General features: G+C 56.8%; 8 protein-coding genes. All 8 read right to left on the minus strand.

Features of this window, described 5'->3' with window-relative positions; genetic code table 11:
• Positions 1–16 precede the first annotated feature (16 nt).
• Positions 17–1,183 carry a bifunctional tRNA (adenosine(37)-C2)-methyltransferase TrmG/ribosomal RNA large subunit methyltransferase RlmN gene (locus tag DD597_RS09405; protein WP_003860623.1) on the minus strand — a complete coding sequence of 389 codons (1,167 nt, stop codon included), beginning with the start codon at positions 1,181–1,183 and terminating at the stop codon, positions 17–19.
• Between the two features lie 147 nt (positions 1,184–1,330).
• Positions 1,331–1,762 (minus strand): nucleoside-diphosphate kinase, encoded by a 432-nt coding sequence (gene ndk, locus DD597_RS09410; protein WP_003860625.1) that lies wholly within the window; start codon positions 1,760–1,762, stop codon positions 1,331–1,333.
• 124 nt (positions 1,763–1,886) lie between these two features.
• Positions 1,887–2,762: a 4Fe-4S binding protein gene (locus DD597_RS09415; protein WP_129256117.1), complete on the minus strand. Its 876-nt coding sequence runs from the start codon at positions 2,760–2,762 to the stop codon at positions 1,887–1,889.
• Positions 2,762–3,541, minus strand: a complete 780-nt coding sequence (locus DD597_RS09420; protein WP_127675460.1) for a DmsC/YnfH family molybdoenzyme membrane anchor subunit — start codon at positions 3,539–3,541, stop codon at positions 2,762–2,764. The genes DD597_RS09415 and DD597_RS09420 overlap by 1 nt, the downstream gene beginning before the upstream one ends.
• Positions 3,534–4,163, minus strand: a complete 630-nt coding sequence (locus DD597_RS09425) for a DMSO/selenate family reductase complex B subunit (RefSeq protein ID WP_003860631.1) — start codon at positions 4,161–4,163, stop codon at positions 3,534–3,536. The genes DD597_RS09420 and DD597_RS09425 overlap by 8 nt, the downstream gene beginning before the upstream one ends.
• Positions 4,160–6,538 (minus strand): DMSO/selenate family reductase complex A subunit, encoded by a 2,379-nt coding sequence (locus DD597_RS09430; RefSeq protein ID WP_304988653.1) that lies wholly within the window; start codon positions 6,536–6,538, stop codon positions 4,160–4,162. The genes DD597_RS09425 and DD597_RS09430 overlap by 4 nt, the downstream gene beginning before the upstream one ends.
• Positions 6,539–6,626: 88 nt before the next feature.
• Positions 6,627–8,954 carry a peptidoglycan glycosyltransferase PbpC gene (gene pbpC / locus DD597_RS09435; protein WP_129256119.1) on the minus strand — a complete coding sequence of 776 codons (2,328 nt, stop codon included), beginning with the start codon at positions 8,952–8,954 and terminating at the stop codon, positions 6,627–6,629.
• Position 8,955: 1 nt separating this feature from the next.
• Positions 8,956–13,908 (minus strand): alpha-2-macroglobulin, encoded by a 4,953-nt coding sequence (locus DD597_RS09440; RefSeq protein ID WP_129256120.1) that lies wholly within the window; start codon positions 13,906–13,908, stop codon positions 8,956–8,958.
• Positions 13,909–14,193 lie beyond the last annotated feature (285 nt).

The raw sequence follows: 14,193 nt of genomic DNA on the forward strand, positions 1-14,193 counted from the left end.
CGTGTCTGCATAATAATCAAACGGTTTTAACCGCGATTGACTCACCCTGCATACGCTTACGCAGCGTACGCTTGGTACGGTCAATAACGTCACCCGCCAGCTGGCCACAGGCTGCGTCGATATCGTCGCCACGCGTTTTACGTACGATGGTGGTGAAACCATACTCCATCAGCACTTTTGAGAAGCGATCGATACGGCTGTTCGAGCTACGGCCATACGGCGCGCCCGGGAACGGGTTCCATGGGATCAGGTTGATCTTGCATGGCGTATCTTTAAGCAGTTCAGCCAGCTCATGTGCATGCTCGGTACCGTCGTTAACATGATCCAGCATCACGTATTCAATGGTCACGCGGCCCTGGTTAGCGTTGGATTTCTCAAGGTAACGGCGCACGCCAGCCAGGAAGGTTTCGATATTGTACTTTTTGTTGATCGGCACAATTTCGTCACGGATGGCGTCGTTTGGCGCGTGAAGAGAGATGGCCAGCGCAACGTCAATCATATCGCCCAGTTTGTCCAGCGCAGGCACCACGCCGGAAGTAGAGAGCGTAACGCGGCGCTTGGACAGACCAAAACCGAAATCGTCGAGCATAATTTCCATCGCCGGAACGACGTTGGTCAGGTTGAGCAGCGGTTCACCCATCCCCATCATCACCACGTTGGTGATTGGACGTGTACCGGTGACTTTCGCCGCGCCCACGATTTTCGCGGCACGCCAGACCTGGCCGATGATTTCCGACACGCGCAGGTTACGGTTAAAGCCCTGCTGCGCCGTAGAGCAGAATTTGCACTCCAGCGCACAGCCCACCTGAGAAGAGACGCACAGCGTGGCGCGATCGTCTTCCGGGATATACACGGTTTCAACGCGCTGATCGCCAACGGCAATGGCCCACTTGATGGTGCCATCTGAAGAGCGCTGCTCTTCCACCACTTCCGGTGCGCGGATTTCAGCCACTTCTTTAAGCTTATTGCGCAGCACTTTGTTGATGTCCGTCATGTCATCAAAGTTGTCGCTGCAATAGTGGTACATCCATTTCATGACCTGATCGGCACGAAACGGCTTCTCGCCCATCTCTTTAAAGAACTCGCGCATCTGCTGACGGTTCAGGTCCAGCAGGTTAATTTTTCCATTTTTATTGGGAACCGCAGGAATGGCGACTTCGGAGGTATTCACTAATTCAGACATAATTTTTTCCGGCCTCGTTGTTACACGTTGTGGCCCTTGGTGGGTTGAAAAGAAACGCCCCGGTAAGCAGTCTGCTCGTCCGGGGCGTTGCATTGTACAAAGTCTGGCGCAGGGATGCCACGTTTGCACGCGGCATTTACGAAATTATTAGCGAGTGCGCGGGCACACTTCGCCTTCAGCGAAGAAGAACGCGATTTCGCGCGCAGCAGATTCAACAGAGTCGGAACCGTGGGTGCCGTTCTCGGTGAAGCTGTCTGCGTAGTCGGCGCGCAGAGTACCTGCCAGTGCGTTGTCCGGGTTGGTTGCACCCAGCAGATCGCGGTGACGCTGTACCGCGTTTTCGCCTTCCAGTACGGATACCACGATTGGGCCAGAAGTCATGAACTCGACCAGACCGTCAAAGAATGGGCGACCTTCGTGCTCAGCGTAGAAACCGCGAGCCTGTTCAACGGTCAGGTGCAGCATTTTGGTGCCAACGATCTTAAACCCTGCTGATTCAAAGCGAGCGAAGATGCTGCCAATAACGTTTTTTGCCACCGCGTTTGGTTTGATGATGGAAAAAGTACGTTCAATAGCCATTGATAACCTCTGTAAAATGTTCTGTTGTTTTTGCATACCTGAGTATGGTGTGGCGCGGATTATAAAGAGCAATAGCGCCATTGCCTATGGTTATGCATAACATTTTTTTAAAATGAGACGAAGATTAGCAACAGCTCGTATTTCGCATACCGTGTTGATGATGAAAACAGAGCGGACACTGCTTTTCATCAGACGTAAATGACCAGAAATGACGGTGGCACGTCAGGCAAATGGCTTCATATGCCGGTATGGTCACACTTTTCGCCGTTCCTTCTGTTTGCGTCACGTTTATCGCCCCATGCTGGCATACCGCTTCGCAGCCGCCGCACCCCGTACAGCGTCCGGTTTCTACGACCAGTTCAGCGTTCTCAAACCGAATCGCGTTTTCCGTACAACTCCGCCAGCACGCGCCGCACAGTACACAAGATTCGGCATCGAGAGTTGTCTCTGCCTCGCTAAACGCAGAAAACGCCCTGCGCAGATCACGCTGACCGGGCACGACGCTACAGACCCGGACATCCTCACGGGGAACGTGCATCAGCGCACGCCGGGCGGTATTAACCTCGTTGACGGGTATATGTTTAAACGCCCACGCCGCTTCACCGCGTCGACGAAGCGCCAGATTCAGCCGGGCAATCGCCAGCAACCAGTCAGGATTCTGTTCCGCGTCGATACTGATAAAACGAACGTGGTACTGCGCGTGCCACAGCAGAAGCTCATTCACCCCTGGCGCACGGTCAGTAAACGGCCCAACAAGCGTATCGCCACTCAGAAAGCGTTTTCGCGGCGTGATGCCGGTGATGGCCCCAGCGGGGCAGACGAACAGGCAGTCACCGCATTCAATACAGCGGCTGTCATCAACCGAGACGCCTGAGTCGGTAAAAGAAAAAGCCTGCACAGGACAGACGTCCGCGCAGGCACAGCAGGAAGAGTGGCGAAAACGACGACGGACGCACGCATGCGTCACGTCCATCGCCGGGGCAAAGGTTAATCCGCCCATCAGCCAATACTGAAGAAAACAAAGCGCAGCATCAGCTCACCCACAATCAGCAAGGCGCTGCCCAACAGCATTGTGCCTCGCGCCGCTTTTAAGCCGCCCGCAGCAAAGCACAGCATACCCGCAACGGATACGCACCAGCTCAGCAGATGAACGGTTCGCAGTTGCTCCAGCATCTGTAGCGGTGCGTGAGGGAACGTCACCACGGTGTGGTCCATAGCCGTAATATCTGCCAGCCAGACGGGCTGCATCACCAGACGTGCAATCACCAGCAGCGTGATAATGACAATCGCCGCACGCACGGTTGACTGGGAACGCGTCCCAACGGCCATGCAGGCTGAGCCGATAATCCCCACCGAACCGATAAACAGCACCAGAGTGTTAACATGCTGCCATGTCACCACGGATGCGTGCATGTAGATCTGCGCCATGCAGAACACATCGACTAAACCAACCAGACCTGCCACAACCAACAGTGGCTTCCAGCCTGGCTTTTTGACAAACATCAGCAGCGTTGCGAAGCCAAGCGCCGCAAGATAAAGACTGGCAAAGATAATCTCACGGCTCAGCCAGGAGCTGGATACGTGGCGCAGCGCGTTAAGAGCATTAAGCGGATAGCCCATGTGCAGCGCGGAGGCGAGCAGCCCCAGGCTCGCCAGCACAAACGCTCCGGCAGCCGGCAGCAGCGCGCTACGTTGCGTGCTTCCGAACGCCAGCCACAGCGTAACGCCAACCGATCCTTGCAGGAACAGCGTAAAAATCAGCAGCGGTAACTCATGCATGACGTTTCCCCTCTTTCTCTGCGCCCTGATGCGCTTTGATCACCAGGTTTGGTTTGGTGATGGAGGAATCAGGCAAGCCTTTCACATCACAGACCGCACCATACTTCGCCCGCAGTTCATCAATCGGCCCGAATTTAATCGCTTCGAGTGGACAGGTTGCCACACAGACGGGCTGCTCTCCCTTCGCCTGGAGATCCACGCAGAAATCACATTTGGACATCTGCCCGGTCTGCTCGTTGAGCTGTGGCGCGCCGTAAGGGCAAGACCACGCGCAGTAGCCGCAGCCGACGCACTTATCAGTATCAACGCGCACAATGCCGTCACCCGGACGCTTGTGCATCGCCGTGGTCGGACAGTTTTTAGTGCAGATTGGGTCTGCACAGTGGTTACAGGAAATAGAGAGCGTGTAGGCAAACACATTGTTGCTGACGCCGCCCTGCCCGGTTGGGATGAAATTCCCGCCATTGACTTCATAAACGCGACGGAAACGACGTCCGACCTCAAGGTTGTTTTTATCTTTGCACGCCACCTGGCATGCCTTGCAGCCCGAGCAGCGAGAAGAGTCGATATAAAAACCCAGCTGTTTGTCGCTCACCGGTGCGTAATGTTTAAACTGACTCATGCTTTAGCTACCTCCACCAGCATGGTTTGATGGGAATTCCCTTTCGCAAGCGCGGTAATACGGGCGGAACTGAGCACGTTCGCGCAGCCGCCTTTATCGATACCCTGCTCGTCCGGCTGCCACCAGGCGCCTGCCTGCATGGCCACCACGCCTGGAATGATGCGCGGCGTGACCTCCGCCGGGATCTCGCAAATGCCGCGCGCGTTATGAATACGCACGGTATCCCCCTGCGCAATGCCGCGCTTTTGCGCATCCTGCGGGTTGATCCACAGCTTTTGCTGCTGCGCCTCAATTAACCACGGGTTGGCGTACTGGGTGGAGTTAGCGCGGTTTTTCCCTTTCCAGGTGATCAGCTGGAGCGGGAAGGTTTTCGCCAGCTCGTCTTCCGGCCCTTCATGGGCAGGCACGTAGTGCGACAGCGCCGGAATTTCCGGGTGATGCATGTCGTACAGACGCTTCGAGAAGATCTCAATTTTTCCGGACGGCGTCGGGAACGGATGATTCTGCGGATCGCGAATGTTGTCTTCAAAGGCAACGTACGGCGCGCTTTTGAAAAGATGCTGACGCGTCTTCTGTAGCGTCGCGAAGTCCGGCAGGTTTTCATCCGGCATGGACAGCCGCGTCTGCTCCCAGATGTGCTCAATCCACGCTTTTTCGTCACGGCCCTCGCTGAACGCTGGCTCGACGCCAAGCTTAGCAGCGACCTCCCGCAGCCAGTCGTAGTCTGAACGGCGTTCAAATTCAGGTTCAATGAGCTTTTCTGACAGGATCAGATAGCTTGCCGTGCCCCAGGTTTCGCCGATATTCCAGCGTTCCATAAAGCTGGTTTCCGGCAAAAGCAGGTCGGCGTATCTGGCGCTAGGCGTCATAAACAGATCGCTTGCGACGATAAACTCGATTTTCGACTCGTCTTCCAGGACACGGGTTGCCTGATGAAGATCCGGGTTCTGGTTAGCCAGATAATTGCCCGCCAGCGAGAACAGGATGCGGATATTGCTGTCCAGCTTCTCAGCATCCTTCAGGCCATCTTCCGCGGTTACCTTAGAAGCATCATCAGCAGCCTGCACCCAGTTCATGACCGAAATTTTGGCTTTGACCGGGTTATCCGGCATCTCTGGCCCGGCCGCAAATTTGCGGTTTGCGCAGCCTCCATAGCCTGCTGCCCAGCCGCCTTTCACCCCAACGTTACCCGTCAGCGTGGCCAGTATCGTCGAGCCGCGCGCGGTGCGCTCGCCGCAGTTGTGACGCTGCGGTCCCCAGCCCTGGATCAGCGCGGCGGGTTTGGTGGTTGCGTAGTCGCGCGCCAGCTGACGAATAGTTTGTGCAGGCACGTGAGTGATTTTCTCTGCCCACTCGGGCGTTTTCGCCACGCCATCCTTTGCACCGCTCAGGTAAGCCATCAGGGATTCATTGGCCGGAACGCCTTCTGGCATGGCGTCTTCGTCAAAGCCCAGGGTGTAGCGTTGAATAAAGTCGCGATCGTGCAGATTATCCGTGACGATCACATACATCATCGCGTCCATCAGGGCGTTGTCCGTGGCAGGAAGCAATGGGATCCACTGATCGGCAAGGGAGGAAACCGTATCGGAATAGCGTGGGTCAACAACGATAAAGCGCGTGCCGTTTTGCTTCATCTTCTGGTAGAAGTGGTTGCTGTGCCCGAAGATGGTTTCCGTCGGGTTATGCCCCCAGAGAATGACCAGTTTGGTGTCCAGCAGCGTGTCCAGAGAGCTGCCGCTGGCGGCGGTGCCATAGGTATACGGCGTTGCCGCCGCCGTGTTACCCATACTGACCGAGTGATAGCTTTCGAGATAGCCGCCGGTTAAGTTGAGCAGACGACGAACCATTTTATCGCCGGAAAAGGTCCCGCCGGACACCGCGGTGCCCACATGAACATAGCGTGACGCAGCACCGTATTTTTGCGTAATAGTTTTTAATTGATTCGCAATAAGGGTGGTGGCTTCATCCCAGGTAATACGTTCGAATTTTCCTTCGCCACGTTTACCCACGCGTTTCATTGGATATTTAAGCCGATCGGGATGATAAACAAATTTCCGATAAGCCCGACCACGAACGCAGGCGCGCATCACTGGCATCTGCGGATCCAGCGCGTTATCCGGTCGCGTTGAAATTCGGGTCACAACGCCATCACTGACGTGAGCACGAATATCACACTTGCCGCCGCAGTCAAACGTACTACAGGTTTGCACCACTTTTTCTTCAGGCGTAGCGTCTGAAACCGCCGCGTCCTGTGCCTGTACTTTGCCGGTTTTGACGACAAACGGCAGGGCGGCGAGCGCCGACCCTGCCTGAATAAAATGACGCCGGGATATAGCGGGAATAAGCCCTTCTCCCTGATGTTTATTTTTTTTCATTGCTCGTTCCTTCAAATAAAAACGCATTCTCGTTTTTTTTCAGGAACGAATATTGATAATTATCAAGCTAACTCTTGAGGAGTAACACTTAGCGATCTAATTCAAAATTCACCGTCACCGTTTGTCCTGTTTCATCTAATACAATTAATTGATATTTACCAGGCAAATATAATTGCAGTGAATAATTCTTCTGATGCCCGTCCAGCGGTTCGCCATTCAAAAACCACCATCGTTGCCCCTCCCCGCCGCTGGTTGAAACGTTGAGGGTAATATTTTTCTCACCTGGAAGACGTTTAATTACCGCCCCTTCTCTGACGCCTGACAACATCAGCGGCGCCGCATTATGGTTATCCAGCGGAGGGCAAATCGCTGAACGGGCGGGGAGACGAGCAGCCCGTTTTTCGGCAGCAGGCAGCCAGGGCTCCAGCGGCAACGGCCAGACATCCAGCACTTTTTCTGTCGCATCAGGACAATCCGCCGCAACGCGTTTGCCTTCTTTATCCAGCCAGACCGGGAAACGGATCCCGCGAATACCTTCCTGTTCCGGCAGCAGCAGCGTAGGCGGTTCACTGCCTTCCAGCAGCCAGGTTGACAGCCGACGCCGACAGTTTTCGCTCCCTTCAGGCAGGGACTGGCCCCCCGGCCAGCAAATCACGCCCCGTCCTACGCTTGCGGGACGCGGATCGCGCGGCAGGCGCGCTTCATCCACCATCGAGCGGGACTGAAGCATGTTATTGACCTGATTCAGGAGCGGTACCGCGCTGGCGAAACCAAACTGCCCGGCAACGGGCGTGCCGTCCGGGCGTCCGGTCCAGATTCCGATGACATAGCGGGCATTCAGGCCGATGGCCCAGGCATCCCGGTAGCCATAGCTGGTGCCCGTTTTCCACGCCAGCGGCGCAACCTGGGGCAGCGCACTGTCCGGCAGGGGCTGTGCTTCATTAGCGAGAATGCGACGAATAATCCACGCCGCCCCCTGCGATAACAGCGGACGTTCGATCAGCGGATCGCCCGGCTGTAAACGCAGCCGGCCCGCCTTACCCTGACGCGCAAAGGCGCTATAGGCGGCAGCGATATCAGCCAGGCGTGCGCCTGCGCCCCCCAGGATCAGAGAGAGGTTGGGCTGTGCCCCCGCAGGCAGAATGAGCGGTAATCCCGCGTTGCTCAGCATTCCGGCAAAACGTTTTGGGCCGTACGCTTCCAGAACCTGCACCGCAGGCAGGTTGAGGGAACGCACCAGGGCTTCGCTCATACTGACCGGCCCATGGAAGCCGCTGTCAAAGTTGCCGGGACGATAATCCCCCGTTTTTCTTGGAACATCCTGTAATAACGAAGCGGGATGGATCAGACCATCGTCCAGCGCCATGCCATAGATGAATGGTTTGAGAACCGATCCCGGCGATCGAATCGCATTGACCATATCTACGTGGCTGAAACGGCTGTCATCATTGATATCTACCGAGCCTACCCAGCCACGCACTTTCATGGATGTATGATCCACGACGATCATCGCCAGCGAACTGCGGGCGGGCAGGCGTGATTTCCAGTTCATTGCCAGCTCTTCAAGCTGTCGTTGCAATGCTGCATCCAGCGTGGTGACTATTTTTGTGTCACGACTTTTACTCAGCATCATGCGGGAAAAGAGCGGCGCCAGCTGCGGCATCTGCCGGGGGGCCAGCCAGACCGGCTCTTCACGGGACTCTTTCACCTGCTTCTCAGACCAGACGCCCTGAGTCAGCATGCGGTCGAGTACTTTGTTCCGCGCCGCTTCGGCACGTTCCGGCCAGCGGTCCGGGCGCAGACGGCTGGGTGCTTGTGGTAGTACAGCCAGCAGCGCCGCGTCGGAATAGCTCAGCTGAGACGGCGGTTTGCCAAGGTAAGTCCAGCTTGCCGCGCCCACGCCCTGCAACGTGCCGCCAAACGGGGCACGGTTCAGATACAGCGTCAGGATTTCACGCTTGGAGAGATGCCACTCCAGCTGCATCGCCCGCCACAGCTGACGAATTTTACCGCCAAAGGTTCGCGGATGCGGATCCAGAAGGCGTGCCACCTGCATGGTAAGCGTGCTCCCGCCAGAAACCACTCTCCCGGAGGTGAGATCCTGCCAGGCGGCACGCACTACAGAAAGCGGATTGACGCCCGGGTGATCCCAGAACCAGCGATCTTCATACTGGATCAGCGCCTCGAGATAGCGTGGGGAAACCTCTTTAATGGTAACCGGATAGCGCCAGATGCCTTCGCTGTCGGCAAAACGCCACAACGGAACACCCTGCTCATCCACCACCACTCGCGCAGGGTTGACCTCTTTCAGGGGCAACGGCCACACGCGGTCAGCGACGACAATCAGCCCCCCTGAAACGAGAAGCGCTCCCGCCAGCCACAGCCAGCGGGAGCGAATCAGGCGTGCTATCCGCATCTTACGGAACAACGATCAGCGGGCCACTGGCCGCCCCCGTTGCCCGCCACTGCGGAACGTACATGGACTCGACCATCGGAACAGGCACCTGGTAGGTTCCCGGCGTAACGGCACGGGCCAGGTAAACCAGCGTGACCGGCTGACCTTCATTGACCGGCACCGCGGCCACAAAGCGATCGTCGCGGAATTCCATGTGCTGAATATCAGACTGTTGCATCTGATTCAGCAGGTTTTGCACTTCACTGCCGCTGTCCTGCAAGCTGGCGCTGCTGCTCGCCAGATTCTGGTTTTCCAGCTCCAGACCTGCCGGGAGCAGATCCACCACCAGCGCATCCGGCACGTTCTGGCTGGCCTTCACTTCCAGCCATACCAGAACCAGTTCACCGCTCTTCAGAGAAGAGAGCGACTTGCTGCTGCCATCTGTCGCCAGGATATGACGTTCAATCTGCAAGACATTCGAGGATGGCTGAGGCGCATACTCCGGATAGCCAGTAGTGTCCAGTCGTACCCACAGCGGCGTAGTGCCGGTATTCGTCATCTGCAACGCACCAATCTGATCGCCGTTCAGGTTTTCTACCTGCGCTTTATCACTGCTCTGGGTCTGTTCAGAGAGGGAGGTCGTTGCCTGCCACGCACCTGACAAGGTTTGCAGTGATCGTCCGGCCAGGAACAGCGCATTGCTCTCCTGGGTAGACAGCCAGCGCTGGCTGAACGCGTCTTCAGATAACGCGTTCAGCAGCCTGTTTTGCGCATCCGGCAGCAGCTTGTACTCTTCCAGCAGGGAGAGCATCAGGGCATTATCACGCAGCTGGCTGCCGTAATCCGCCATCCAGTTTCGGCTGTCGTTACGGGGTGTTTTGAGAGCCAGATCCAGCGCCTGCTGGCTGCGCGGTGCATCCCCCATCAGTTTGAGTGCCATGCCCAGCTGCATCAACGGAAGCCCGGAAGCAGCCTGAGCGTGGCGCTCCCAGATTTCACGCAGCGCACCGAGCGGCGCTTTTTGCTGACGCGCCAGCACCAGCGAAGCATACGCCTGGACAGCAAATTTGCTGGCCTGGGTGTCGTCGCTGTAGCGGATGGACATCATGCCCGGATCCTGTAAATAGCGCAGCAGTCGGCTGTTGGCGTTATTCACCGCCTCGGCAGGCACGCTGTAACCCTGCTCCCCTGCCCGCACCAGGAAGTCCGTGACATAGGCGGTCAGCCAGTACTCTTCCGGGCCGTTTTTATCCCACAAGGCAAAACCGCCATCGTCACGCTGCATTTGCAGCAGACGGGAGATCCCGATATCAATGGCCGCACGGCGTTTATCGTCGGTATCGCCTTTAATGCCCAGTGCCTTCAGCTGTGCCGCGTTGGTGTAGAGGGACGGGAACAGGCCGCTGGTGGTCTGCTCAAGACATCCATACGGATAGGCCTGAAGTTCACGTATGTAGCGCGCCAGGTTCAAAGGTGGTTTACCGCTGAGCAACAGCTGCCCCTGTAGCGTGGCAGGCGAGAAACCTTCGATATGCTGTGCTGGCGCACTCCAGGATTCGCCAGGATTCAGCATCGTGCCCGTATTCACGGTTTGCGCCGGGAATGCGGGACGCACGCCAATTTTCCAGCTCTTCTGCTGCGGCGCAAACGTCTCACCTGGGAGCTGAAGGCCCGTCACCTGAGCAGTCACTTCCCCATCGCCATAGCCCTCCAGGGCACGCACCGGTATAAACAGGGTGCTACGTGCGCCAGGCGGCAGCTTAACCGGCTCTGGCTGAGCACCTTCGAGCGACAACTTACCGGCTGCGGTTAACGTAATGCTCAGCGTTTGCGGCTGGTCAGTCAGGTTAGTCAGGTCCAGCGTCAGGCGGGAGGTATCGCCACTTGCGAGGAACCGCGGCGTGTTAAGCTCGGTGATAATCGGAGCCGCCACAATGATTTTGCTTTCGCTGCTGCCAAAATCGTCTTCCGTCCAGGCCTGCGCCATCAGACGCAGTTCACCGTTGAAATCGCCAATCGGCAGCGTGATGGTGCCTTCGCCGTTGGCATCAAGCGTAACCGGCTGCGCCTGCTGGGCAATAATGGTGACATGGTTCACCGGTGGCTTACCGCCGCGTTTCAGTTCATCGCCGTCTCCGCCAAAGCGCAGTGCGGCCAGACGTCCCTGACCTTCAATCACCTGGCCGTAAACATCATAGATGTCCGCGCCATAGCGCTTCTGACCGAAGAAAGCTTGCCACGGATCCGGCGTGACGTAGTCGGTAATGTTCAGCACGCCGCTATCGACAGCCGAGACCAGCACGTTCACCTTCTGTGGCACAGCCCCCTCTTTTACGCTGGCTTTCACTTTCACAGAAAGCGTCTGGTTCGGACGCATTTTTTGCGGGTTATCCAGTGCGATGTTCAGGCGACGATTTTCGTCCCCCATTGGCAGATGCAGCAGGCCAACCGCCCGTTTTGGCGTGGCGGATTTTGATTTATCGCCAGGACGAACCACCAGCGTGCTGAGATAGAGATCGTGACGTTTCCAGGCCTTGTCGACCGGGATAGCGAGATCCAGACCGTTAGCCGGTACGTCGATCTCTTTCCACCACAGCGGCCCTTCACTGGACTCGATCATCGCATAGCCCTTGCCTGCGGCCGGCGCGGCGATGTGCAGTTGGATGGTATCGCCTGGCTGATAGGATGGCTTATCCAGTTTCAGCGTCACGCGGTCAGGGCGCGCGGCCCCGGTGCCGTCGCTGTTATCCTGCCAGCTGTAGCCTGCCCAGAAGCGCACGCTGCTGACCATGTCATCAGGGGCTTTCACTTCCAGACGGTATGAGCCCCACTCCACCGGGAAGGTGACTTTACCGGTTTCATCGGCCTTGAGGTTTAGCTCCTGCTCGCCCTCAACCAGATCTTTTTGATCAAACTGAGACTGCCAGCCCTCACTCTCGGACCAGTTCCAGAAGTAGTCACGACGCTCGCGAATCAGTCGTACCTGTAATCCGGAAACGGCCTTTTTGGCTCCGCTGGCATCGGCATAGACGATGTCGAAGCTGGCGTTGCCGTTCTCGTCGACGATCGGCTGGTTGACGGTAGTATCGGTACGGTAGTCGTAAACGGCCTTGCTGGCGAACTGAGGGCGAATACCCGGCAGCTCAGCCGCCGGCCAGATGGACTGCTCAGCACGACGCGTCACCGGACGCCCACCTGATTCCAGCAGGCTGGCCTGCAAAATCAGTTGCAGCGGCGAGTGCGCCTCTTTCCACTGGCTTTCGGTGGTAACCTGTCCGCGCCCCTGTTCGTCCAGCGTAAGCTGCACTTCATCCAGGCTGCGGCTCAGGTTCTCCTCGGCAATATCACCGAACTGGAAGCCAGGCAGCGCAGGCACCGCGTCACGTAGCGGACGCAGGAAAAGCTGGCCTTGCAGAGAATTGCCGTTAGCTGGCGCGCCGTACAGGTAATAGCCGACCACGTTAAAGTCGACGTTATCCTGCGGTGAAACCGGCGTTTTTTGTCCACTCAGGTTGAGCGCCATGCGCTCAGGCATAAAATCTTCGACGTGGAAATCCCACATGCGCTGCTGGTTATCCCCCGTATTCGCGCGAATATGCCACATGCCGGTCTGGGCGCCGCTATCAAGCGAATAGTTGAAGCGATAAAGGCCATTCTCAGGTTGCACAACGACCGTACGCGCCACCTGTCCGTCCGGACGCAGCACGTCAAGTTTTACCGGTTGATCGGGAAGCGGTTTGCCATCGCTGTCGCGAAGCAGGCCGTTAAGGATCACCGTTTCACCCGGACGATAGAGATCGCGCGGGCCAAACATAAAGAACTGTTTGCTGTAACCCGGGTTACCGGCGATATCAAACTCCGCCAGATCCAGCGCCGGAAGTTTGAGGTCAAGAAGCGTGGTCTGGCCATCTTTACTGGCCAGGATCAGCGCGGCTTCTTTATCGGTTTCCAGTTTCGCATGACCATCGGCGTCGCTGTTCGCCTCGGCCAGAGTCTGCCCTTTATCGTTCAGAAGGGTAATGGTCACGCCTGACTGCGCCGCACCGTTTTCAAGACTCTGGGTGAAGATGTCCAGGCGGTTATGATAACGGTGAGCGGACAGCCCAATATCACTTAAGGTAAAGAGCGTCGCGGCGTTACTGTAGTTATAGTGACCAGCCTGATTCATCACGGCGATATAGACGCCAGACTGCTGGAGCGGCTTAATATCTTTGAGCGGCAGGAGCAGTTTTTCACGCGTGTTGCGCGCCGGGTTGAGGTCGAAACGGCCGGTGTAGACCAGTTCCGCCATCTTCAGCAGATTGTCAGATTCCCAGTTGGTCAGCGAGTTACGGTACTCCCACTGGCTGACAAACGAGGCCAGCGACTCCGGCTTAACGCGGTAGAAGTTCACGTCCACATTGTTGACGTTGAGCGCCATCACCGGCAACCCTTCCACCATTTTACCCGGCAGCAGCGATCCGCGGCTGGCGAATCCGACCGTCGGTTCAACATCCCGGGTGGTGATCGCTTTTTCATAGTCAATGCCGAATGTCGCTTTGTTCAGCGCCAGCAAATCACGTTCGACGGTGACAACCAGATTACGATTCGGCTCCAGATGGCGCAGGCGCAGCTCTTTCAGATTGGGGGCCAGTTCCCAGGCGCCGTCCACTTTGCCGCTTTTTTTATCCACCACATGTACCGTTTTCGCAAAATCCTGGCTGGGATCCAGCGGTACAGAGAAGGTCAGAACCAGCGTCGCGGCGCCGTCGAGTTGCACTTCCGAGGCATCCAGCAGCGTCAACGTCTTACCCTGACTCTGCGCGGCCAGCTTAGCCAGCTTTTCAGGATCCGGTGTCGCCGGGGTTTTCTGTTCTGATGCAGTAGACGCTGCGGGGGCAGCGGCCTGAGGTTTGTCGTCGCTGTTATCACAGCCGACAAGCGTAAAGGTGGTGAGCAGCGCGAGAGAGATCGCAGCTAAGCGAAACGGTTTCATCCTGTGTCCCTGGCCTGAGGGGCCTGTTGGTCATCGTCCGGATAAGTATTATCCGCAAGTTTCGTTAATACAAAAAGTCCAATTTTATAATCGGGAAAGCACCTCGCAGAATGGCATCACGCCGCTACGCCGTGATGGAACCGCGATCACAGCGCATAACGTTACATGTTACCTTTCACGTCATTTGTTTTTAAAACAAGAAGATAGCTGGATAAGCTCGCATCAGGCCTGCTAGTTTTATGACCATGACGCACCCTGAGTGCGCGGTTCAATAAGAGAGAAAGC

It is taken from the genome of Enterobacter cloacae complex sp. 677-3DZ2D5B (assembly GCF_004136695.1).
Lineage (GTDB): Bacteria > Pseudomonadota > Gammaproteobacteria > Enterobacterales > Enterobacteriaceae > Enterobacter > Enterobacter hormaechei_C.